The organism is Streptomyces sp. NPDC029041, from assembly GCF_040637515.1.
Lineage (GTDB): Bacteria > Actinomycetota > Actinomycetes > Streptomycetales > Streptomycetaceae > Streptomyces.
Genome location: NZ_JBEZWO010000008.1, coordinates 283,341 through 306,093, shown reverse-complemented (window position 1 = coordinate 306,093; position 22,753 = coordinate 283,341). Strand labels below are relative to the sequence as shown.

General features: G+C 65.9%; 17 protein-coding genes, 1 tRNA gene and 4 pseudogenes. 11 read left to right on the top strand and 11 right to left on the bottom strand.

Annotation, left to right across the window (positions count from 1 at the left end; all coding sequences use genetic code 11):
* The first annotated feature begins 253 nt into the window (after positions 1–253).
* Positions 254–1,261, top strand: a complete 1,008-nt coding sequence (locus AB0F04_RS22665; protein WP_362043889.1) for a Yip1 family protein — start codon at positions 254–256, stop codon at positions 1,259–1,261.
* 66 nt (positions 1,262–1,327) lie between these two features.
* Here the strand turns inward: AB0F04_RS22665 and AB0F04_RS22660 are convergent, their stop codons facing one another.
* Positions 1,328–1,825 carry a phosphoribosyltransferase gene (locus AB0F04_RS22660; protein WP_362044286.1) on the bottom strand — a complete coding sequence of 166 codons (498 nt, stop codon included), beginning with the start codon at positions 1,823–1,825 and terminating at the stop codon, positions 1,328–1,330.
* A gap of 26 nt (positions 1,826–1,851) precedes the next feature.
* A complete protein-coding gene (gene dcd / locus AB0F04_RS22655; protein ID WP_053670409.1) occupies positions 1,852–2,427 on the bottom strand; it encodes a dCTP deaminase in 576 nt (191 codons plus the stop codon).
* Positions 2,428–2,987: 560 nt separating this feature from the next.
* Here dcd and AB0F04_RS22650 point away from each other — a divergent pair.
* Positions 2,988–3,061 (top strand) — tRNA-Gly (locus AB0F04_RS22650).
* 79 nt (positions 3,062–3,140) lie between these two features.
* On the opposite strand, the gene AB0F04_RS22645 is transcribed toward AB0F04_RS22650, so the two are convergent.
* Together AB0F04_RS22645 and AB0F04_RS22640 are read right to left on the bottom strand one after the other, a co-directional pair.
* Positions 3,141–4,304, bottom strand: coding sequence for a tyrosine-type recombinase/integrase (locus AB0F04_RS22645; RefSeq protein ID WP_362043887.1), 1,164 nt, complete (start codon positions 4,302–4,304; stop codon positions 3,141–3,143).
* Positions 4,304–4,516, bottom strand: coding sequence for an excisionase family DNA-binding protein (locus AB0F04_RS22640; RefSeq protein ID WP_362044285.1), 213 nt, complete (start codon positions 4,514–4,516; stop codon positions 4,304–4,306). The genes AB0F04_RS22645 and AB0F04_RS22640 overlap by 1 nt, the downstream gene beginning before the upstream one ends.
* A gap of 314 nt (positions 4,517–4,830) precedes the next feature.
* On the opposite strand from AB0F04_RS22640, the gene AB0F04_RS22635 reads away from it, so the two are divergent.
* From AB0F04_RS22635 to AB0F04_RS22625, 3 genes are read left to right on the top strand one after another with little or no spacing between them, the layout of a single operon-like run.
* Positions 4,831–5,406 carry a hypothetical protein gene (locus AB0F04_RS22635; RefSeq protein WP_362043885.1) on the top strand — a complete coding sequence of 192 codons (576 nt, stop codon included), beginning with the start codon at positions 4,831–4,833 and terminating at the stop codon, positions 5,404–5,406.
* Positions 5,396–6,127 carry a hypothetical protein gene (locus AB0F04_RS22630; RefSeq protein ID WP_362043883.1) on the top strand — a complete coding sequence of 244 codons (732 nt, stop codon included), beginning with the start codon at positions 5,396–5,398 and terminating at the stop codon, positions 6,125–6,127. The genes AB0F04_RS22635 and AB0F04_RS22630 overlap by 11 nt, the downstream gene beginning before the upstream one ends.
* Positions 6,124–7,494 carry a hypothetical protein gene (locus AB0F04_RS22625; protein WP_362043881.1) on the top strand — a complete coding sequence of 457 codons (1,371 nt, stop codon included), beginning with the start codon at positions 6,124–6,126 and terminating at the stop codon, positions 7,492–7,494. The genes AB0F04_RS22630 and AB0F04_RS22625 overlap by 4 nt, the downstream gene beginning before the upstream one ends.
* A 696-nt stretch (positions 7,495–8,190) precedes the next feature.
* Here AB0F04_RS22625 and AB0F04_RS22620 read toward each other — a convergent pair.
* Together AB0F04_RS22620 and AB0F04_RS22615 are read right to left on the bottom strand one after the other, a co-directional pair.
* On the bottom strand, positions 8,191–8,946 hold the full coding sequence (locus AB0F04_RS22620; RefSeq protein ID WP_362043879.1) for an HNH endonuclease: 756 nt from the start codon (positions 8,944–8,946) through the stop codon (positions 8,191–8,193).
* Entirely contained in the window at positions 8,943–10,295 is a 1,353-nt protein-coding gene (locus AB0F04_RS22615; RefSeq protein ID WP_362044283.1) for an ATP-binding protein, read from the bottom strand. The genes AB0F04_RS22620 and AB0F04_RS22615 overlap by 4 nt, the downstream gene beginning before the upstream one ends.
* 270 nt (positions 10,296–10,565) lie before the next feature.
* Here AB0F04_RS22615 and AB0F04_RS22610 point away from each other — a divergent pair, with 270 nt between their 5' ends.
* Genes AB0F04_RS22610 through AB0F04_RS22600 form a run of 3 tightly spaced genes read left to right on the top strand, consistent with a single transcriptional unit; the run spans position 10,566 to position 16,662 of the window.
* Complete coding sequence (locus AB0F04_RS22610) at positions 10,566–13,574, top strand: DEAD/DEAH box helicase family protein (RefSeq protein ID WP_362043877.1); 3,009 nt, start codon at positions 10,566–10,568, stop codon at positions 13,572–13,574.
* A complete protein-coding gene (locus AB0F04_RS22605) occupies positions 13,571–15,094 on the top strand; it encodes a restriction endonuclease subunit S (RefSeq protein WP_255345755.1) in 1,524 nt (507 codons plus the stop codon). Before AB0F04_RS22610 ends, AB0F04_RS22605 begins: the two co-directional genes overlap by 4 nt.
* Positions 15,091–16,662: a class I SAM-dependent DNA methyltransferase gene (locus tag AB0F04_RS22600; RefSeq protein WP_362043875.1), complete on the top strand. Its 1,572-nt coding sequence runs from the start codon at positions 15,091–15,093 to the stop codon at positions 16,660–16,662. Before AB0F04_RS22605 ends, AB0F04_RS22600 begins: the two co-directional genes overlap by 4 nt.
* Before the next feature lie 453 nt (positions 16,663–17,115).
* On the opposite strand, the pseudogene AB0F04_RS22595 reads toward AB0F04_RS22600, so the two are convergent.
* Together AB0F04_RS22595 and AB0F04_RS22590 are read right to left on the bottom strand one after the other, a co-directional pair.
* Positions 17,116–17,320 (bottom strand): annotated as a pseudogene (locus AB0F04_RS22595) (conjugal transfer protein TraS); the annotation flags it as partial.
* 32 nt (positions 17,321–17,352) lie between these two features.
* The gene (locus AB0F04_RS22590; RefSeq protein WP_362043873.1) at positions 17,353–17,979 is read right to left on the bottom strand and encodes an ABC transporter permease; all 627 of its coding nucleotides are present in this window, start codon (positions 17,977–17,979) and stop codon (positions 17,353–17,355) included.
* Here AB0F04_RS22590 and AB0F04_RS22585 point away from each other — a divergent pair.
* Positions 17,977–18,258: pseudogene (locus tag AB0F04_RS22585) on the top strand (hypothetical protein); the annotation flags it as partial. The gene AB0F04_RS22590 and the pseudogene AB0F04_RS22585 overlap by 3 nt on opposite strands.
* Before the next feature lie 173 nt (positions 18,259–18,431).
* On the opposite strand, the gene AB0F04_RS22580 reads toward AB0F04_RS22585, so the two are convergent.
* The 3 genes and pseudogenes from AB0F04_RS22580 to AB0F04_RS22570 form a co-directional block, all read right to left on the bottom strand.
* Positions 18,432–19,955 carry a SulP family inorganic anion transporter gene (locus AB0F04_RS22580; protein ID WP_362043871.1) on the bottom strand — a complete coding sequence of 508 codons (1,524 nt, stop codon included), beginning with the start codon at positions 19,953–19,955 and terminating at the stop codon, positions 18,432–18,434.
* A gap of 95 nt (positions 19,956–20,050) precedes the next feature.
* Positions 20,051–20,164 (bottom strand): annotated as a pseudogene (locus AB0F04_RS22575) (carbonic anhydrase); the annotation flags it as partial.
* Between the two features lie 718 nt (positions 20,165–20,882).
* Positions 20,883–21,239: pseudogene (locus tag AB0F04_RS22570) on the bottom strand (YhjD/YihY/BrkB family envelope integrity protein); the annotation flags it as partial.
* A gap of 106 nt (positions 21,240–21,345) precedes the next feature.
* Between AB0F04_RS22570 and AB0F04_RS22565 the strand changes: the two are divergent.
* Both AB0F04_RS22565 and AB0F04_RS22560 read left to right on the top strand, forming a co-directional pair.
* On the top strand, positions 21,346–22,395 hold the full coding sequence (locus tag AB0F04_RS22565) for a TerC family protein (RefSeq protein ID WP_362043869.1): 1,050 nt from the start codon (positions 21,346–21,348) through the stop codon (positions 22,393–22,395).
* Between the two features lie 106 nt (positions 22,396–22,501).
* Positions 22,502–22,738 (top strand): hypothetical protein, encoded by a 237-nt coding sequence (locus AB0F04_RS22560; protein ID WP_362043867.1) that lies wholly within the window; start codon positions 22,502–22,504, stop codon positions 22,736–22,738.
* The last annotated feature ends 15 nt before the right edge of the window (positions 22,739–22,753 follow it).

Genomic DNA, 22,753 nt, shown 5'->3' with positions numbered 1-22,753 from the left:
GGCTCGGCGGCCTCGGCGGCGCGCACTCCTCGTGAATCGCCCAGACGGCGCACTGCTCGGCGCGGCACGAGCACGGTCCCGACGAAGAGCGGCGCGATCGCCCTGCCGGAGCTGGGCGGCACCCTTCCCGACTGACGCCCGCCGAGCAGGCCCGGGCGCATCCGCCGGGGCCCGCCACGGCGGACCCGGGGCGGGGCCCGTACGGCCGAACCCCGACACCCCACGGACTCCCAAAGCCCCCTCCCCTTAAGGGATGTCACAGCTCGGCCGCAAAGCCGGGTGCGGAAGCCCGGGCCCGGCGCACCACCGCCGGGGACCAGGTACGTTCGAAGACGTGGCTGGATTCAGGATCGGACGCGGCCGGAACAACGGCGCTCCTCAGACGCGACCGCACAACCCTCCGTACGGGCAGCAGACGCCGCAGGGACCGTCGTACGGCTCCCCGCCGGCGCCGCAGCCGTACCCGCAGCAGCAGTACGGCAACGGCGGCGGTCCCACCTGGCCGCAGCCGAACGCCGGGCACGGCGGCGGCTACGGCGGGCAGGGCGAGCCGGAGTACTTCGGCGACGGCGCGTACCCGCCCGGCCCCCAGGGTCCGGCCGACCCTTACGCGGCGAACAACCCGGGCCACACCCAGGCCTTCTCGGTGGGCGACGACCCCTACACCCAGGGTGACACGTACCGCGCCGGCTCGGCGGCCCCGGCGCCCGGCCCGGTCGGCCCGCGCCTGCACTGGAAGGCCCTGCTGCGGGGGGTCGTCCTCGCCCCCAACCAGACGTTCCTCCAGATGCGGGACTACTCGATGTGGGGCCCTGCCCTCATCGTCACGTTCCTCTACGGCCTGCTCGCCGTCTTCGGCTTCGACGGCGCCCGCCAGGATGCGATCAACGCCACACTGTCGAACGCGGTGCCGATCGTCCTGACGACGGCCGTGGCGATGGTGCTCAGCGCGTTCGTCCTGGGCGTGGTCACCCACACCCTGGCCCGCCAGCTCGGCGGCGACGGCGCCTGGCAGCCCACGGTCGGCCTGTCCATGCTGATCATGTCCCTCACGGACGCGCCCCGCCTGGTCGTCGCGATGTTCGCGGGCGGCGACGCGACGTTCGTCCAGCTGCTGGGCTGGGCCACGTGGGTCGCGGGCGGCGTCCTGCTGACCCTCATGGTCAGCCGCTCCCACGACCTGCCCTGGCCGAAGGCACTGGGCGCGTCGGCGATCCAGCTGATCGCACTGCTGTCGATCGTGAAGCTGGGCACGGTCTGAGGCCACACGAACACGCGAGAGGGGCTCCCCACGGGGAGCCCCTCTTTCTGCGTCCGTTCGCCCCGGTCAGGCGTCGAGCACCTGGTCGTCCCGCCGCACGACGGGCGGCTCGACACTCCACGGGAAGTTGATCCAGTCATCGGTGCGCTTCCACACGTACTCGCACTTCACGAGCGACTGCGACTTCTCGTAGACGACGGCGCTGCGCACCTCGGCGACGGTGTCGAGGCAGAAGTCGCGGACCAGCTTGAGCGTCTTGCCGGTGTCGGCGACGTCGTCGGTGATCAGCACCTTCTTCCGCGAGAAGTCGATCACGTTCGGCACGGGCGCCAGCATGACCGGCATCTCGAGGGTGGTCCCCACGCCGGTGTAGAACTCCACGTTCACCAGGTGGATGTTCTTGCAGTCGAGGGCGTAGGCGAGCCCGCCGGCCACGAAGACGCCGCCGCGGGCGATGCTGAGGACTATGTCGGGCTCGTAGCCGTCGTCGGCGATGGTCTGCGCGAGCTCCCGCACGGCGACGCCGAACGTCTCGTAGGTCAGGTTCTCGCGCACGCCGGTCATGTCTGCTTCGCTCACGTTCGGGTCGCTCACACCTGGGTCCGGTGGAAGTTGAGGAAGGACCGGGAGGCGGTCGGCCCGCGCTGCCCCTGGTACCGGGACCCGTACCGCTCACTGCCGTAGGGGAAGTCGGCGGGCGAGCTGAGCTTGAACATGCACAGCTGCCCGATCTTCATGCCCGGCCAGAGCTTGATGGGCAGGGTGGCGAGGTTGGAGAGCTCCAGGGTCACGTGCCCGCTGAAGCCCGGGTCGATGAAGCCGGCCGTCGAATGCGTGACCAGCCCCAGCCGCCCCAGCGAACTCTTGCCTTCGAGCCGGGAGGCGAGGTCGTCGGGCAGCGTGATGACCTCGTAGGTGCTGGCGAGGACGAACTCACCGGGGTGCAGGATGAACGGCTCGTCCCCCTCCGGCTCCACCAGCCGGGTCAGATCGGCCTGCTCGATGGCGGGGTCGATGTGGGGGTACCGGTGATTCTCGAACACCCGGAAGTAGCGGTCCAGCCGCACATCGATGCTCGACGGCTGCACCATCGCGTCGTCATACGGATCGATCCGCACCCGTCCGGCGTCGATCTCGGCCCGGATGTCCTTGTCTGAGAGAAGCACGCCCCGAGGATACGCAAGGCGCGCGGAGCGACCACAACCGGACGTCTCCGCGCGCCTTGTGCCTGTTGCTGTCGTGCTGTGTCCGTCACCTGCCGCGACGGCTGCCGCCGCCGCAACTGCTGCCGCCGCTAACGCTTCTGATAGCTGACGGGCACCACGCTCCGGAGCCGCGCACATCGCGGGCACCGAAGCAGCCGCCCGGGGCCGAGTCGCTCGGCCTGCTGCATCGGGAACGAAGCGGTGCTGAACACGTGCCCATCGGCACAACGGACGACGGTGCGCTCCATCAAGTCCAAGAGTCCCTTCCCCAAGAGCCGCGTCTGGCTGCTGCTTGCCTGACGACAAAAGCCACAGTACGGGATCAAAGGGACGGCCTTGCAGGCGGCACTCCGGTCCCGCCCGGGCCCTCTTACGCTCCTCCACCGTACGCCCCAACTCCGTTCCCCCGCAGCCGCATCCCATCCCTGAAAACGCCCTCAGACCTCACGGCGCGAACGCCGGAGGCCTGAGATGAGGTACAGTGAGCGAGCATTCGGACACCGGCTCGGTCGGCGTCTTACGCGGGTGTAGTTTAATGGTAGAACATCAGCTTCCCAAGCTGAGAGCGCGAGTTCGATTCTCGTCACCCGCTCCATGTGAAACCCCCAGGTCAGAGACCCGGGGGTTCTTTGTTGTCTAGACCGGTGGCCCGGTCGCGCACCATAACCGCACCATTAGCTCTCAGCCTCCTCTCTGTGGTGCGCGGGGTCGTCCTTGTGGCACTTCGCACGCTCGGCGCGCACCAGGTCGTCGAGACCGGCAGCCACCTCCCGCTGCCGCTCCTCGTCGGAGTGCTGGTAGATCAGCGCCGCCTTCTCGGAGGACTGCCCGGCACGCACCATCGTGTCCTTGAGGGTGGCGCCTGAGCGGGTCGACAGGGTGTGTCCGGTGTGGCGGAGATCGTAGAAGCGGAAGCCCTCCGGGAGACCCACGACCGCGCGAGCCCGACGCCACTTCCGACCGAAGGAGGTACGCCGGAAGGGTGCACCCTTCTCCCCCACGAATAACAGGCCTTCGGGTCCCTTCTCCGCGTACCAAGACAGGTGCCGCTTCACCTCCTTGTGCAGGAAGGCCGGGAGGACGACCGTGCGCATGCCCGCATCGGATTTGGTCTCGCCGGGAGCGCGTCTGCCGTTCGTTCGCTCGGGCTCGGCGACGCGGACGCGGATGACGAGGTTGTCCAGGTCGACGTCTCGACGGCGAAGGCCGGCCAGCTCCTCCGGGCGCATCGGACCGTATGCGCCCAGGTAGACCATGAGGCGCCAGCGGATACCGATCGCGTCGGCGAGGGCGTCGACCTGGGCGACGGTGGCGATGCGTCTTTCGGCGGCGGACTCCTTGCCAGCGCCCTTGATCCGGCACGGGTTGCGGCTGATCAGGTCGTCGTCGACGGCCGTCTCCAGGATGGCCTTGAGGAGGCGATACGCCTTGGCTACGGCCGTCTTGGCCCCGGTGGTGCGGAGTCGCTCCGCTCGCCACTCGCGGACACGGGGAGCGGTGATCTCGTCCAGGTCGAGCGGGCCGAAGGTCGGGAGGATGTACAGGCGCAGGAGATGCTTGTACAGGTCGTCGGTGCGAACGGACAGCTCCCGCTCTTCGACCCACTTCTCGGCGTACACGCGGAGGTTGACGGCTCCGGCGTCAGGGGCGCGCCAGTCCCCGCGGCTGAGGTCGGCCTCTACCTGGGAGAGCCAGATCTCGGCGTCCTTCTTGGTGTCGAAGGTCTCCTCCGCGCGAATGCGCTCACCGTTGGGCCCGAGGTATGACGCGGTCCAGCGTCCGGACCGGTACTGCCGCACCGCACCAAAGCGGCGACGCCTGCCCTTCTTGTTCGCCATCAGGCAGCCCTCCGAAGCGCGGCGCGACGAGGCCTGATCGGCTCGACGGTCCTGGACCGGATGAACTCCTCGATGGCGCTCTCAGGGATGCGTACATGTCGGCCGACCTTCACGTACCGGATGCGCCGTTCCTCGATGAGCCGCCGGGGGAAGCGGGGAGTCGTACCTAGCAGCTCGGCGACCTGCTCGACGGACAGGTAGCGGTCGTTCATGGCTGGGTCGGGCGGCTCCGCCGCTTTAAGCAGCCACTTCGGCACGAGCCCCGAAAGATCATGGCCTCAACGTCGTACTCCGCCAGAAGCTTACGGGCCAAGCCCTGCGAATCACCGCGCACAGCCAGGCATCTGCCGCTATGATCAACAGATGTGATGGGCGTCACAGACGAGCCGATCGGGAGGGTCGTATCCACACACCTGGCCTAACTACCGCCGTTGCAGACCTTGTGACAGTACGGATACCGATGCATGGGTGGCATTTTCTAGCAGGCGCACCCTCCCCGTCGCCTTCCCCAAGCCCATCGTCTAATGTGATTCACTTCGGAAAGACCGAAATCCCCGTTTCAGTCTTCGTTGGTGTAGTGACTGGTGCTGTACTCACCATCATCGTCCAATTCATCACCGGCATCATTCGAAATTATCGAAGCTACCGTTTTCTGATTCGAATGGTTCGAGACGAGATCGCCGATATCGCTCAACAAGTGGACGAGCGCGAGAAACACATCGACCTCGTAATTCCTATGTACCCTTCACTGCCGACGTCCTCCTGGGATGCCATGGTTGAGTCACCGAACCGCAGATACATGAGCGAGAAACGCAGGAAGGCTATCAGCTCTTTGTACAGTGCGGTCGGCAAAGCGAATCGACGATTGGAGCTCCTTCCGACGGCAGTAGAGATCAGCCAACTGGCCAGCGACTCGAAAACCCGGGATGCATACCACGATGAAGCAGTCAATCTGCTCAAGCTCCCGCTCCCAAACATTGCAGCAGCTCTGCCGGCGGCACAGGATGCAGTCGAGCAAAAGAAGTGGTCGTCTTTGAGTCAGACGGTTTTTAAGAGGATCAGGGCAAAGGAAGAGGCGACGGGGGCTCAGGGTGGAAGTTGAAGAAGAGCTCTGGCTCGGAATCGACCGTGAGAAGCTGCGCGCAAAGTGCGCCGATCTCGCCTCCACTCGCAGCGGTCTCTTGGCCGTGCACGGCGACGACTCGATGGGAATCATCGAGGCCGCACGGATCGCAATTGCGATTTTCAAGAACATGGGGTGGCAGACTCATCATGTACCCGACGCCGGAGCCAATGGTCTGAGCACCTTTCGATTTCTCCTGGAACATGTCTCACAATGGGCAATGGATCAAAGTGCAGCGCCGACTCGAGGATTGAGCGTTCGAGCCAGTAGCGTAAGTCTGTCACTTGAAAGATTTACAGAGCTAACTACTGAATTGTTGCGCCCCCTCGCCAAATCACCTGGCCTTGCCGTGATTGTTACAGCGTTCGGTCGGAGCGACGCCCCATCCCGTCTCGATCTTGAGGGCCTAGCCAAACTGGCCCACGCGGTGGGCGGCTGCTGGGTCGTCATGGGCCACTCAGGAAAATCATGGCAGGCATTCTCTAGCGACGCAGCACTAGAGCTACGAAGATTCACCAAACACGAGGTGGCTGCATCTCTGCGCGCCATTGTGCGAGAACGGGGTGGAAATCCCGCTGGCGTGGACCAGTATATGCAGAAGTTTGGGCTCGATGATGAAAAAGTAATTCCTATGTTGGCCTATGCGCACTTGAAGCTCCTGACGCACGTCCCCCTACAGAATCACGGTGAGCTGCTATGACGGATAACAGCGCCGCGACTACAGCCACTGACACTGACTGGGACCAGCTCTGCGACTTGGTATTGAGCGCTGCCGGCGCCTTGTACGGAAAGATCGCGATGCTGCTTAGTGTCTGCCTTGCGACTAGCAAGCAAGAGCTGAAGGAGCTCGCCGCCACAATCTGGGACGACGACCCGTCCGATCTCGCTGATGCGGTGGAGCAAGTTCTCGAGGCGCCGTACGTCGAGGAGACCGCCTCCGGATGGCGCATGATCGAGTCTCTGGCACCCCACCTCGCCCGGCGTTTCCTCTCGGACGACGAGGAATCCTTCCGAATGGCTCACGAAACTCTCGTGGAGAGAGAGAACAGGGCACTCCGTGAGCTGGAAAGTTTGGAATCTTCCGCAACCGACGACGAGTTCGATGACCGCGCTCAAATTGAGAGCTGGTTCAGTCAGAGCCGCCTAGCGTTTTACCTGGCGGGCGTGCACAGCGACCAGTCCGCTGTTAAGTTCGGGGAGGCATTCGAGTCAGCCCCCAGCCGCGATATTGGCGCCGCGCGCATGTGGCTTTCCACATTGGTGTTCCGGCAAGAGCCTTTGCTCGGGGACCAAGTTCGCGTCATCCTGTTCTTCCGGGGATTCCGTGCCTACGTGTCGGGGCAGCGAAATGAAGCAAAAAGGCATTTCGCTGACATCATCCGGGACGACGTCGGTGATATTTATGAGGCGATCGCGCTGCATCTGCACGCAACCTCAGTCGACCCCGTTAGCCGAATCAGCGAACTGCAGAAAAGCGTCACCCTTAGTGAGCAACTCGCAATGCTTGAGAACGAGATCATGGCGCGCAACTCTTTGGTCAGCGCCTATTTCGCAAGGGCTAATAAATTGATGAAGTCCAAGGGTGAAAAGCTTCGGTCGCTAGCTCGCAAGGATCTAGAGCAAGCTTTGAGTTTGGCAGAGCTGAATCGGCAGCGTGCTTCGCATATGCGGGACAGGTCATATCAGATTTACACGCTGACTCAACACGCCACTGCCGTTTGGCTTGTTGTCCAGAACAAGTTTGGTGATGCAACTGCTGCACAGCGCGAAGTGCAGGAGGTCTTGGATGAGTTGAGCCAAGCCCGGACTATCGCCGACAGTGCAGGAATGGTCGAGCCGTCACTCATTGCTCGTAATCAACGAGCTAGTGTACTTCGGGACGTTCACCGAGTATCAGAAGCCCTGGATGAACTAGAGTCGGCCATTCAGCTGATCGGTCCGGTCACGGAAAAAGGTATCGTGCGTCGACTCGCGAAGACGAGTGGTTCCTTGCTGCGTGACGCCTCAAATCAGGATAAGCGACGCATTACCGACCTCCTCAATCAATTCGATAAGTGGCTTGATTGATAAGGGGTGGGCGATCTCCCATTTAGTCCTTCCTTAGCCCTAAATGGGTACGACTTCTCAAGCTGATATCGCACGCTTTCATCAGTCCAGTCAGGGCCTCATGGCCCATCCGCCGCAGGTCTGCCCAGCAGCCGCCCACAGATAACCCGAGCTGCCCAAGCCGAGGGCTCACGCATCATCGTCACGAGTCCGCCGTCGTGGCTTGCTCCGGTCGACGGCACCGGCAACGTGGCTGATGCCGGTGGGGGTGCAGCGAGGCACACGCGTGCGTAGTCGGCTGGCGGCCCCTGCCATCGTGGCTGACTGTCGTCGGCTGAGGTTTGACGGTCGCTTCAAGAACGCTGGCCGTCAGCCGCGTGCGGCGAAGCTGGGCCGTCTCTGGGCCGTCCGAGGTCGCTCGACAGCGGCCAATGACGACCAACGACGACCGCCAGCCGCTCAAGTACAGCGCCCCTGAGCAGCAAAAACCCAGCTCAGCAAGATCCCCGGCAAGACCCAGGGCAAGAAGAAGTATCGCGACACCGATAAGCCCCCGACCTGCGGTTCCTTGGCAGGCCGGGGGCTCTTTGGTGGGGCTGGGCCGTCAGGTGCGACGACGCCAGCGGCGGACTCGGATGTCGAGGACGATCAGCAGCGCCACGGGGACAGCGATCTCGGCGGGAGCGTCGGCCCAGCACCAGGCGTCGTTCGAACCGCTCACACTTGGAAGGCGGCCCGGAGCTCGTCATCCCGGAGCAGGTCCAAGACGGCAGGGTCATCGTCCACGAAGACCAGGGGCGCTTCCTCGGACACGGCCTTATGCAACGCCGCGTAGCAGACGTCGGCGAACGGCTGCGTGCGCATGCGATAGATCTTTCGGCGCATGTTTCTGACATCGCCAGCTGCTCGGGCCTGTTCCCAGCCTTGCAGGTCGTCGGCCAGGTTGAGCCAGCCTTCGGCCCGGACCCGTGGCCGCTTTCCCTCGTTCAGGCCGCAGACCTCGATGGTCCACTCGCCCTTCGCCGAGCCCTCGACCGGGCGGTAGACGCCGCTGGCGAGCCCGAGGTCCAGGTGATCGAAGGGATCCTCGCGGGTCGGGTCGATGAGCAGCGACCCGACCAAGCCGTCGCTGCGGTGTTTGTTCCCCTTGAAGCGCGTGTTGCAGGTGGAGCAGGCCAGCAGGAGGTTCGGCCAGTAGAACGTCCGTAGGCCGCAGCGGGACTTGGGTACGAAGTGGTCCACCGTGTCGGCCATGTGATTGCCGCAGTACATACAGCAGTCGATGCCCGGCGCCATTTCCTCCAGGGCTTCCCGCACCGGCTGGTACACGTCGCGGCGCACGGTGTTGCGCTTCCACATGCGCTCGGCGTGCTCGTTCCGATCGGGGACCGAGGTGTCGGCCATTTCCTGGGACAGGGCGAGCAGAGAGGCTTCCAGGTCGGTCGGGAGCCTCGGCCGTACGATCCTGATCACGAGCCGCCGCTCTCCCGCCTCCTGGCTCGCAGGCTGGAATCCTCGACGTAGGTCGCCTGCGAGCTGGCCAGGGTCCGGCGCAGAGCGCGGAACCGACGCACCGTCTCCGGATCGGCGTCCCCCGCCGCGACCTCGTACTCCAGGTCTGCGAGCTCTTCCCTGAGCGCCTCGGCACGACGGGAGAAGGGGGTTTCCAGGCCGAAGAAGTCGGACAGCACCGCATCGTCTCCGGTGCCGTAGACGATCGTGCCGTACTCCTTCTCACCCACGACCTCGGGAGGGGCCTGCTCGTCCGGAGACGGCAGTCGGATGAGGCCACCGGGATCGGCGGCCTGACAGATGTAGGGACTGTGGGTTGTGACGATGAACTGGATCGCGGGGAAGTGTGTCTTGAACCACTCGCCGATACGTTGCTGCCACGAGACGTGAAGGTGCGCGTCTACCTCGTCAATGAGGACTACGCCCTCGTAGGGCAGGTACGGCCGACCGCTGCCATCTCGGTGCAGCGCCAACGCACCGTAGGCGGCGTGCATCTGCCGTACAACGTCCAGGACCAGGGCCGTGACGGTGCGCAGGCCGTCGCTCATCCGCCACTGCGCGACGAGCGGCCCGTCTCCGTCGGCCCGACGCAGCCACAGCCCTCGCGAGGTCACTTCCTCTACGCGGAAGTCGCCCGGCAGCAGATCGTCGTTCAGGAGCGCGAGGACAGATTCCAACACTTCCCTGGCTCCGGCCTCACCCTCCAGCCGGCGTGTGTGAAGAGAGACCAGCCAGACCACCGACTCGGTAAGCGCCGACTGCTCCTCGAAGAGAGTCCGCAGGGCCTCGATCCGGTCCGGATTCGGGCGGTTGCGCTCGAATAGGGCGGTGCCGCTGAGGCGGCGGAAAGGGCCGTACGCGGCGTGGAACCAGCCCGTTGGTGGCGAGGAGGACCACAACAGACTGGCCACCTTGGCGCCCGGGTCAGCGAGGAACCTTACGCGGGTCGGGGGTGTGTCCTCCGCGCTGAGCGGTTCACGGCCCGGTTCCCATTCCATCTTAACCGTGCGCGGATCTGCAGCTTCGGGAGCACCGAGATCGGCCTTCTTCGCCGCGACCAGCGTTAGTTCCAGGCTCCCCTGGGACCGGCCGTAGGAGAGATAGTCCTCGACCTCGCCGTCGAGCCGACTGGCCCGTTCCGGTCCGGCCAGGGCTAGGGCTAGGGATCTCAGCAGGGTCGTCTTCCCTGCTCCGTTGCGCCCCGCCATGACGGTCCACCCGGCGAAACTCCCGTCCGGGCGTGTGAAGTCGAGGTCGCAGGCCCTGGTGCCGTGGAACCCACGTACACCGTCGAGCCGGAGCCTCGTCACATACACCGCGGTGTCCTTCCTGGTCTTTTCCTGGCCTTCCCCTCCAGGCCGGGCTCGCCGGGCCCATCGCAACCTACCGCCCACTTTACGGACGTGCACTGACAGTGACTCGACGAGCCCTTGGCTTGATCCGGATGGTCATCATCCACGTACTGGCGGAGTCCCTGGGTGGGCCTACGTCGACTGGTGTAATGGGTTCGGCTGGCGGGCGGTTTCAGCGCGCGGCGCAGATGCAGAGAACGGGAAGGCCGCGAGGTACGGGGAGGGATCGTGAGCACTTCTGGCGCGCAGGCGAACGATGACAGAAATGTCAACCTCAGGGCAGAGCAGACGTTGCGCAAAGCCGGCTGGCGAGTCTGTGCCCTGCAGGAACGCGACCTGAAAGCAGACGCGACAGCCGTCCGTATCCCGCACCCCGAACTCAACGGAGCATTTCTCTATCTGCTCTACACGGACCGGGACCTCTGCGGCCTCGTGGTGGCGGGAAGCGAGACCGCTGATCCCCACGACCTGCTCGCTGACGCGGACCACCTGGCCGCCTCGCTCGCAGAGCAGCACCAACGGCACACCTGGCAGGCCCGCGCCCTGCCATTCCGATACGGGACTAACGGACACGTCTGGCGCTTTCTCAACGCGCTCGACGCCGAACATCTCAACGGCACACCCGCTGCGGATGCACCCCAGGGTGGGGCGCGCAGCCGCTATGTGTTCGCCCCGGCGCGACCCACCACCGTCACACGCTGGAAGCGGCAGGCCGTGCAACGCCCAGAGGCGCCCTCCCTGCGGGCTCGGCTGCGTCGGCTGCCAGAAGTCCATCTCGACCCGCAGCGCACGCTATACGACGCCCAGCGACGGGCCATCGAGGGGCTGGAGAGCTCGCTGGCCGCCAACCGCCAGCGTGCGTTGATCCAGATGGCGACCGGTGCCGGCAAGACGTACACAGTCGTCCAGGCCAGTCACCGGCTGCTGCGGAATGCAGGCGCTCATCGGGTGTTGTTCCTCGTGGATCGCTTCAACCTGGGTGATCAGGCATACCAGGAGTACCGCGACTTCCAACCTGCGGACTCGAAGAAGCCGCTGCACGAGGAATACCCCCTCAAGCATCTGTCCGGCGCGCGGTCGGGACTGGCCGACTCCGACAAGATCGTGATCACGACGATCCAGCGGCTGTGGTGCATGCTGACCAACCGGACTCCGCCCGAGCCCGGCAGTGAAGAGGCGAAGAACTATGAGGGCGGAGGGAAGGCCGGGCTCGGCAAGGCACTGCCCGAGGTCCGTTACTCCCCCATACTTCCGCCGGACTCCTTCGACTTCATCGTCATCGACGAGTGCCATCGCTCGATCTACGGCGCCTGGCGGCCTGTTCTGGAGTACTTCGACGCGCACGTTGTCGGCCTGACCGCGACACCGATCGGCCCCACTTTTGCCTTCTTCGAGAACAACCTGGTCAGTCAGTACACGTACGAGGAGGCGGTCGCTGACGAGGTCAACGTCGACTACGACGTCTACCGGATCTCGACCCGGATCACCCGGGACGGCTCGAAGATCCCCGCCGTTACCGAGACACAGTCACCAGACGGCACCATTGAGAAGATCAACACGGTCGTCGCCCAGGTGGACCGGGTGACGCGGAAGCAGCACTGGCACCAGCAGGAGGATGACGACGAGTACACGGCGGCCGAGCTAAACGCACGGGTCGAGTCCACCAGCCAGATTCGTACAGTCATCGAGACGTTTCGGGACCGGCTATTCACGGAGATCTTCCCGCCCGAGGCAGATCCCGATACCGGCGCGATACTCCACCAACGATCCGTTGTCCCCAAGACCCTGATCTTCGCGGCGACGAACCGGCACGCGGACACCATCGTGGCCGAGGTGAAGCGGGCGTGGGACGCGGGCGACAGATTCTGCCTGAAGATCAACAGCGAAACCGCGAATCCCTCTAAGGCGATCAAGGACTTCCGTAACGAGTCGGAGATCCGGATCGCCGTCACCGTCGACATGATCGCCACGGGCACCGACATTCCCGCCCTAGAGTGCCTGGTCTTCATGCGAGACGTGAGGACCTGGTCCTACTTCGAACAGATGAAGGGGCGCGGTGCCCGAATCATCAAGCCCGAGGACCTGCGCAGGGTCACCGAGGACGCGGTGTGCAAAGACAGGTTCGTGATCGTGGACACGGTGGGTGTGACCGAGCACGCGATGGTCGACGCCCGTCCGCTCGTACAGGATGACCTGCGGGAGCTGCCAAGCCTGGAGCGACTCCTCCGTGCATGTGAGGAGGGGGCTGTTCTGAGCGTTGCCGACGTCTCCACGCTGGCCGGTCGGCTCAGTCGGCTCGGACAGCGGCTCGATGAGCAGCAGCTGGTCCGGATCGAGGGATGTACGGGTGGCCGCAAGCTGACCGAGCTCGTGACGGATCTGGTACATGCCGCTGATCCGGACCGACTGGCTAGGGTGCGCGGCGCTGACAACGTTGGGGACAGTGCCAGCGAGACCGGCGATGGCCCCGCAGGAACGGATCAGGCCGGTCCCGCCGCCGACGGGGCAACCGAGGCCAGCGCCGATGCCGTATTGGAGCAGGCCCTGCGACCGTTCATCGAGCGAGAGGCACTCCGCGAGGCGCTTCTGGACGCAGCGCGAAGTCGTTTGATCACGATCGACCACATCAGTCGGGATGGCGACGTGATCGCCGAGGGCGTGACCGATGTCATGCGGGCCGAGCGGACTGTGCAGGACTGGCGGCGCTTCATGGCGGACCGCCAGGACAAGTTCGCGGCCCTGCGTATCGCATTCGAAGAGCGCCGTCCGCTGAGCGTGGTTCAGGCTCAGATCGACGAAATTCTCGGCCTGGTCAGCCCGCCGCAGCAACGGTGGACCGGGCAGGAGCTGTGGAAAGCGTACGTGGACCTCGGTATCGCGCTGACGAGACGGCGGCGGAACGCCGGCCTACCGGAACTGCTCTCCGTACTTCGGTGCGAGCTGAAGCTCGATGACGGCCGGTTCCGGCCGTACCGAGATACCGTGGGGCTTCGCCTCCGGGAGTGGCTCGCGCGTCAGGAGACGGCAGGTGTGACGTTTACGGAGGAGCAGCGTGGCTGGCTAGGGCGTGTAGCGAACGTGGTAGCCACCTCCGCGGCCGTCTCCGCGGACGCGCTGGACCAGCACGCAGTGTGCCGGGCCGAGGGTGGCTGGAGCAGGTTCAGAACGGTGTTCGCGGGAGAAGTGCGGACGCCGGGTGAGCTGATCGACGAACTGGATCGGGAACTGGGTGCGTGAGTGTGGAAAGCCGTGAGGGGGGCCTGGGGGCACAGAATGAAGCGGAAGAGGTGAAGCTCCCGGAAGGATGGGCCTGGGCGACCGTCAGCGACCTACTCGTCGGTTCAGACGCAGGGAAATCATTCAAGTGCGAACCCCGGCCTGCCGCTCCGGAAGAGTGGGGCATCATCAAGGTCAGCGCCATGACCTGGGGCGAATTCCGGGCCGCCGAGAACAAGGCTCTACTCGACAGCACTCTGGTCAACCCGAACTACGAGGTCCAGCCGGGTGACATCCTGGTGAGCCGCGCAAACACCGTGGAACATGTTGGTGCTCCGGTTCTCGTCGGCGACGTACGGCCCCGCCTGCTACTCAGCGACAAAAGCCTCCGGTTCACGCCCGGCTCGACGGTCAACCGGAACTGGCTCGTGTACTGGCTCAGATCTCCAGCCGTACGCAAAGCGATCGCCGCGAAGGCGTCCGGGACCTCGGATTCCATGAGGAATATCTCCCAATCGGACCTCAAGGCGCTCACTCTCCCAGTTCCCCCCACCGCCGAACAGCACCGCATTGCCGACGCCCTCGATTCAGGACTCGCCCGCCTCGACGAGATCGATCACACCGTCGCTCGCGCCCGGACTCACACTGCTGCCCTCCGTAAGCAGCTCCTTCTCGATGCCATCCCCGAGCGCGACAACTGGCCCGAGGGCTGGCAGGCAGAGACCGTCGGCAAGGCCGGAACCGTCAGCCTCGGCAAGGCCCGTCACCCCGACTGGCATACAGGTCCAAAGATGCGCCCGTACCTGCGCGTCGCCAATGTCTTCGAGGACCGTATCGACACCACGAGCCTCATGGAGATGGACTTCTCCGAGGAATTCAACAAGTACCGCCTCCTGCCGGGGGACATCCTCCTTAACGAAGGGCAGAGTCCCCACCTCGTCGGACGTTCGGCCATGTACAAGGGCACTCCCGAAGGCGTGGCCTTCACCAACAGCCTGCTGCGGTTCCGCGCCCGGGGAGACGTGCTTCCCGGCTGGGCCTTGCTCGTCTTCCGCCGCCACCTGCACGCGGGCCGCTTCATGCGCGAGGTACGCATCACGACCAACATCGCGCACCTGAGTGCTTCCCGCCTGAAAGCCGTGGAGTTCCCCGTCCCACCACTCGACGAACAGCGGCGGCTGATCACCGAAGTCAAACGGAGGCTGGCTCGCGCCGACGCTTTGGACCGGCTTCTGGACAGTGCAGAGACCAACGGCACTGCCCTCCGTCGAACGCTCCTTGCCGAAGCCTTCGTCGGCCGACTCGTGCCCCAAGACCCTCACGACGAGCCCGCCGAAGACCTCCTCAAACGCATCCGAGCAGAGCGCGAGGCCGCCGAGGCCGAGCGGAAGCAGGCCCGACGGGCTGCAAACCAGTCGCGACGGCAGAAGAAGCAGGGCGCCGCCGAGCGGCCCGCCACGGCGGCACTGCCCGCTCCCGCATCCCACACCCCCCTACCCGAGGGCAAACAGACCACCCTCCCCTTGGAGTTCACCGAGTGAATCCGGAAGCACGACGTCTCGTCGACCGTCTCTGGAACTACTGCAACGTTCTGCGTGACGACGGTGTGTCGAGCCTCGAATACCTGGAGCAGCTCAGCTTCCTGGTTTTCCTGAAGATGGCCGCCGAAAAGGAGATCGCCGACAAGGACCTCCCCCTCGCGCAGCGCCGCCCGGTGCTCCCCGACACAGACGAGTGGCGGACGCGCGGCTGGCACCAACTGCTCGAACTCTCGGGTGAGAAACTGGAGACGGCCTATACCGAGCTCTTGGCCGATCTCGGCAAGGAGGACGAGGGTCACAAGAGCACTCTTGGTCTGATCTTCTACCGAGCCCGGAATCGCATCCAGAACGCGGCCAACCTCCGCCGTCTCATCGTCGACCTGATCGAGAACGAGAAGTGGCTCCAGTCCAGCAAGGACGTCAAGGGTGACGCCTACGAAGCGCTGATCGCCCGTAGTGCGGAGGACACGAAGGCCGGCGCTGGCCAATACTTCACCCCGCGGGTGCTCATCGAGTCCATCGTGCGGTGCATGCGGCCCACACCAGAGGACACCATCACGGATCCTGCCTGTGGTACCGGCGGCTTCCTGCTCGCCGCGCACAGCCACATCGTGGAAACGTACGGCGAGGACATGTCTGTCGAGGAGTCCGCCCGGTTCGACGAAGGCGTGATCTGGGGCACCGAGCTGGTGCCGGCGACTGCGCGCCTCGCGGCGATGAACCTGCTCCTCCACGGCATCGGCAGACCTGACGGCAAACCGCTGATCCGTGTCGAGGATGCGCTGGCGAAGGCCCCTGCCGACAAAGCCTCCCTCGTCCTGGCCAATCCGCCGTTCGGTAAGAAGTCCTCCATCGTGATCACCCATGTCGACGGCACAGTCAGCCGCGAGGACATGTCGTACCGCCGGCCGGACTTCTGGGAGACCACGACCAACAAGCAGTTCAACTTCGTCCAGCACATCGCGAGTCTGCTCGCCGACAACGGCAGGGCCGCGGTGATCCTGCCTGACAACGTCCTCTTCGAGGGAGGGCGGGGCGCGACCATCCGCCGCGAGCTCCTCAAACGGTTCAACCTGCACACGATGCTGCGGCTGCCCGCGGGCATCTTCTACGCAGGCGGTGTTAAGGCCAATGTCCTCTTCTTCAACGCCGCATCGCCACGTCGCAGCGAGGACGAGCCACCGCACACGAAGCATCTGTGGGTGTACGACCTGCGAACCGGCAAGCGCTTCACCCTGAAGCAGAACCCGCTGCTCCCCAGGCACCTAGAGGACTTCGAGAAGCAGGTGTTCGGAGTCAGTGAGTGCGAGGCAATCTCCGAAGCGATCAACCGTCGAAAGCCCGGTGGACGACTCCAGGTCTTCGACGGCGCGAAGCTCGCCGCCTCGAAGGACGTAAACCTCGACATCGGCCTGATCGAGCCGGATGACAAGAACGCGGCGGAGGGCAAGTCCCTGGCAGACCTGACCGTCGCTCTCTCCACCGACCTGCGAGAGGCACTACTCGAACTCGAAGCACTGGCAGATGACATGGGCGTGGAGCTACCGCTACTCATTGAAGAGACATAAGCCAGACCGCAATGGGGCGTGGCTACCGCCAGCCGGGGGCAGCCACGACCTGAGGAAACTTGCTCTCCTGCTCGACGAAGGGACCGTGCCAGATCCGTGCCAGGTCGGGCGGGGAACCACGGGGAACACCGGGGATCAAGACGACCGACGTCAAAGCCATGGCGCCGATTGGCCCCAGGTCAGACCAGCAACCTCACCTCAAAGCCCCGAGCTCCCCAAGCTGAGAGCGCGAGTTCGATTCTCGTCACCCGCTCCATGCGAACCCCCCAGGTCAGAGACCCGGGGGGTTCTTTGTTGTCTAGACCGGTGTGCCGGTCGCGCACCATAACCGCACCATTAGCTCTCTGCAGCCACCTCGCTGTGGTGCGCAGTGTCGCCCGTGTGGCACTTCGCACGCCGGCCCGCACCAGGTCGTCCAGCCCGGCGGCCACCCCCGCTGCCGCTCCTCGGCAGAACACCCCAGGCGGGCCGGAGCCGTTCGGCCGAGGGCACTACGTCCGCCGGTTCCTGGCCCGGAGCCGGCCGCAGCCGGAGCCGCAGACCTGTCGAGGTGGGCCGGATCATGCCCCGGCGAGGAGGCACCGGCCGGACCTCACGGCGAGTCGGCCTTGACGGCCAAGTGCCGCCACCGGGACGGCTCAACCGTCAGGCCGCACGCATGGGGCAGACTGCCGGAGTCAGTCCGCGCGGTCACTTCGGGTCGCGGTTGAACACCGCCTTCGACCAGCGGTAGCCGAGCGCCGCCAGGCCCAGGCACCAGACGATGGTGATCCACCAGTTGTTGCCGATCTCGGTGCCGAGCAGCAGTCCGCGCAAGGTCTCGATGGCGGGCGTGAACGGCTGGTACTGGGCGATGGGCTGGAACCAGCCCGGCATCGCGTCGACCGGGACGAAGGCGCTGGAGATGAGCGGCAGGAAGACCAGCGGCAGCGCGTTGTTGCTGGCTGCCTCTGCGCTGGGGCTGACCATGCCCATCCCGACCGCGATCCAGGTGAACGCCAGGGCGAACAGCGCGAGCAGCCCGAAAGCCGCGGCCCACTCCAGGGCCGTGGCATCCGTGGATCGGAAGCCGATGGCCACGCCGACGGCGCCGACGAGAGTCACGCTGATGACCGATTGCATCACGCTGCTGATGACGTGTCCGATGAGCACGGAGCCGCGGTGGATCGCCATCGTGCGGAAGCGGGCGATGATGCCCTCGGTCATGTCCATGGAGACGGACACCGCGGTGCCGACGAGGGTTCCGCCGATGGTCATCAACAGGATGCCCGGGACGAGATACGCGATGTACTCCGAGCGGTCGGCGCCGCCGCGCAATCGGCCGGGTCCGCGGCGGCCGCATACTTGATGACCTGCGTGGCGATGCTTGTCCTGCGGCAGCTGGTGGCGGCGCCCGGTGTGGTGCTGGAGCAGGTCGTCTACCTGTCCGCCTCCGCACTCGCCGGTGTCGCGCGGTTCACGGTGCTGCGCCTCGTCGTCTTCACGCGGAACCGCGCGCAGGCCGCGCCCATCGTTCGCACCGCCTGCCCCGTGCACGCGATGGTGGCCCCCACCGCGGCCCCGGCAGGCCCCGCGGTGCTCGGCTACACCGCCTGACCGGTCCACCGGACGGCGTGCCGCGCGGGCCGTGGCCGACGCGACCGAGGACCACTCGCCGGCTCTGGGAGATCACCCGAGCGCTCACCGGGCAGCCCGTCACGGGTCTGTGAGTCGGAGGAACGCGAGCTGTACGCGCGCCACTTCGCGGGTGGTGTGCACCGCCCGGCTGCTCAACGGACTCTCGTGTCCGCCGTGGCGCTTTCCGCAGATGTGGCCTTCACCGGCTCGGTGACCTTCACCGGCTCGGTGACCTTCACCGGTTCCGTGCCGACCGCGCTGTGCCGCTCCGCCCAGGACTCCAGGGCCGTACGGCAGGCGTGGTCGAGGTGGTGCAGGCCCGACAGGTCCAGCTCGACCGGGCGGTCCTGCGGCAGGTTCTCCAGGCTGTCGAGGATCTTCGGCAGCCGCAGGAACGTGGCGTTGCCCGACACGTAGACCTGGATCGGTCCGGCGCCCTTGTCTATGACCTCCAGCTTGACATGCGACGCCTCCCAGGCCGTCTTGACGATCGCCAGGGCCAGACCGATGAGCACGCCCTCGAACATGTTCACCGCGACGATCGACACGGCCGTGATCACGAGGATCAGTGCCTCGCCCTTGTGGTCCCGCCACAGCGCCGCGATCTGCCGGAACGGGATCAGCTTCCAGCCGGCGTGCATGAGGATGCCGGCCAGGGCGGGGATCGGGATCAGGGCCAGGGCCCACGGCATCGCGGCGGCGAACAGCAACAGCCACACACCGTGCAGCACGCGGGACGCCTTGGTCTTCGCACCGGCGGCGACGTTGGCGGAGCTGCGCACGATCACGGCGGTCATCGGCAGCGCGCCGAGCAGACCGGACACGGTGTTGCCCGCGCCCTGGGCGATCATCTCCTTGTTGTACTCGGTGCGCGGACCGTCGTGGAGCCGGTCCACGGCCGCCGCGCTGAACAGGCTCTCCGCTGACGCGATCAGCGCGAACGCGAGGATGGTGCCCCAGATCGCCGGGGCGGCCAGCTCGCCGAGGGCCTCGGCCCCGGGCGGCTGGACGACGCCGAGCAGACCTTCGACCTGGACCGTGGCGACCGGGAGGTCTAGGGCGATGGTGGCGACCGTGGCCAGCAGGACCGCCGCGAGGGCGCCGGGCACGGTACGCACCGCCTTCGGCGTCTTCTTCCACAGCACGATGACGGTGATGGTGCCCGCGCCGATCGCGAGGGAGGTCAGAGCCTGGGAGCTGCCGAACGCATCGGCGAACGCCCCGGGCAGGCCCACGATCTTTCCGACACCGGTCTCCGGCGCCTTCAGGCCCGCCGCCGCGTAGACCTGACCGGCGATGATCACCAGACCGATACCGCAGAGCATGCCCTCGACGACGGAGACGGAGATAGCCCGGAACCAGCGGCCGATCTTCAAGAAGCCCATGGCGAGCTGGAGCAGGCCGGCGAACAGCACGATCACTCCGAGCGTGCCCACGCCGAACTCGCTGACGGCCTCGAAAACGATCACGGTCAGGCCGGCGGCGGGTCCGGAGACCTGCAGACTGCTGCCGGGCATGAACCCGGTGACGAGGCCACCGACGATGCCGGTGATGAGGCCGAGTTCGGCCGGGACGCCGGATGCGACCGCCACGCCGACGCACAGCGGCACCGCGACCAGGAAGACGACGACGGACGCGAGGAAGTCCTGCCGCAGGTAGGGGAACTTGGACAGCATGGTCATCAACTCCCTTACAGCAACTCGAAGGTGCCGGACTCCGCGCGGTGTTCCAGCACGTTTCCGCTCGGGATCTCGCGGTGCCGGCCGGCGGGGCGGGAGTCGGAACAGGTGATGACCGGCCCCTGGAGGGACCGGTCCTTGTCGAGGCGAGCGAACTCCTCGGGGCGCTGTCCGAATAAGCGGACGGTGTCGATGAGGGGCTGCATGGTGTGGGGACCTCCTGGCGCGCCGTGGGGTGCGCGTCGGACTTACCGGGCAGGGGCTTGGGACGCTCGGCGGTTCAGCAGCGGAAGGCCTGCGAGAGGACCGGCGAGTGGGAACCGGGCATTGGCCTTGGTATTCGAGGGCGGCAAGAGGGGACCACGGTCCGGGACGTCACACTTCGGAACATGCGCCCCCCTCAAGGCAGCCCATTACCCTTTGCGCTTACCAATGCCCGGTCAAAAGCCAGTCAAGAACACGTTAACTTGGCAAAGTCGCCAGCGGGGCCAAGTGAGCGTCTACAGGTCAAGAGAGCCTGAAAACCGAAGTGGGGTTGGCGCGAAGCTGTCATTGCCCGAAGAAGGAGTCACGCCCTGCGTTCATCGGCCATGCGGGCGCAGCGGCGACACGCCGCTTGATGAATCGGCGTGGCGCCGCAGGGTGCGGTTGATACGTGATCCGAAGACGACCCTGGGTGGCGTCGGGCGCGTCGTCCTCTGACCGGCTCCGCACCGGAGTTCTGCACCTGTCGGCCGGGGCGGGAAGAGCGCGACGGTGCACTCGGCACGATGATCTCCTCCCGTCCTGCTTGGTCTGCGCGGGCGGGCCGCGTTGGTGCCCGTCCGCCCGGTGAAGCGCGAGTACCCCGAAGCAGCTGTGCGGGACGCAGCTACGACCACCCGCCCAACGGTTCCTTCCCGGCGGTCACGCCTGGTGGCAGTTCGCGATCATGATCGTGACCAGGATGACCAGCACGGGCCACGTGGCGATCGACCACGCCGTGAGCGCGGTGTCGCCCAGACCGAGGGCACACCCGGCCTGGCGGGCCAGCCCGCCGGTGAAGACCACGATCAGCGCGCGATCACGGCCATCACCATCAGCACGACCGTGACGCCCAGCCGCACCGGCAGGACCTTCCACACCGGCCGCCCCCGGGCATGTCGTACACCGCGTCGGCCGAGCGGACGAACGCCGCCACGTAGCCGGAGGCCGACCAGGCAGCCGGCACCAGTCCGACCACCGCCAGACGGAGCCGACCCCGGCGTTGCCCTGCAACTGTTCCACCGCCCCGGTGATGATCACGGCCAAGGCGCTGGTTGCGCATCCTCACTGGGCGACAACCGCCGAGGTGTGCTCCAGACTCGAAGAGAGACCTCCGGTCGACCGCACTTGAGGGGCCGGGCCCGTGTATGACGTTCCGTTCTGGCTGTGGGCGGTGTTCGCCGTCACCGTGCTGGTGTCGCTGGCGGTCGATCTGCTGGCGCACCGGCAGGCCCATGTGATCGGTTTCCGTGAGGCCGCCGCGTGGAGCGGGGTGTGGGTGGGGCTGGCGATCGTCTTCGGTGTGGTGGTGTTCCTCGTGGTCGGCACGACCGCCGGGGTCGAGTACACCACCGCCTGGCTGCTGGAGAAGAGCCTGTCCGTCGACAACCTCTTCGTCTTCGCGCTGATCTTCGGCTACTTCCAGGTGCCGCGCGCCTACCAGCACCGCGTGCTGTTCCTCGGGGTCCTGGGCGCCCTGGTCTTCCGTGGCGTCTTCCTCGCCGCGGGCGTGGCGGTGGTCAGCCGCTTCACGGCCGTGCTGTTCGTCTTCGCCGCCATCCTCTTCTGGAGCACGTACAAGATCCTCAAGGGTGAGGAGGAGAGCTTCGACCCCGGCAAGAGCCTGGCCGTGAGGCTGCTCCGGAAGGTCGTGCCGGTGCGGGACGAGTACGCCGGGCCCCACTTCTTCGTGAAGGAGGCCGGGCGGCGGGTCGCCACCCCGCTCCTGGCCGTCGTCGCCGCGATCGAGGCCGCCGACCTCGTCTTCGCCGTGGACAGCGTGCCCGCCGTGCTGGCCGTGAGCAGCGACGCCTTCATCGTCTACACCAGCAACGCCTTCGCCATCCTCGGCCTGCGCGCCCTGTACTTCATGCTGGCGGGGCTGCTCGACCGGTTCCACTACCTCAGCACGGGTTTGGCGGTCATCCTCGCTTTCATCGGCGTCAAGCTCATCCTCCAGGCCGCGCACGAGACGATCAGCACCGCCGTTCCCGAAATACCCTCGCCCATCAGTCTCGCCGTCATCGCCACCATCCTGGCCATCTCCGTCGCGCTCAGCCTGCTGCGACCACCGCCCGACCAGGCCGGCGGCACGCCTGTCGCTCGGACCGCCGGGCCCGAGAGCTCGTCCCACGGTGACCCCACCCCGCAGACCGACCCGCCGGACCCCCCTGAGGCACCCGACGTCAGATGACCACGCCCACGGGACGGCGAGGGCGGCACCGCAGCGGCTGATCAGCACCGGATTACCACGCCCAAACGATTCCAAATCTACGTAAAGCGGTCGTAAAGTATCAACTATGAGCGCTGAGCGGATACCCCAGGCGACCACGCCGTCCACCTACGTCTGCCCCTCATGCAAGCAGCCGGTGGACGCCGTGGTGGAGCGGCACAAGAGCATGGGGGTCTACGTCCCCCACTGGACCGCCGGCCCCTGCCACAACCCGCGATGCGACCACTTCGTACCGGAGCAGATACCGATCAGCTCGGTCCGCAGCAGCGTCTGGAAGGACATCGCGGGCTGGACCGGCCACTGACCGGCGCCCGCTGTT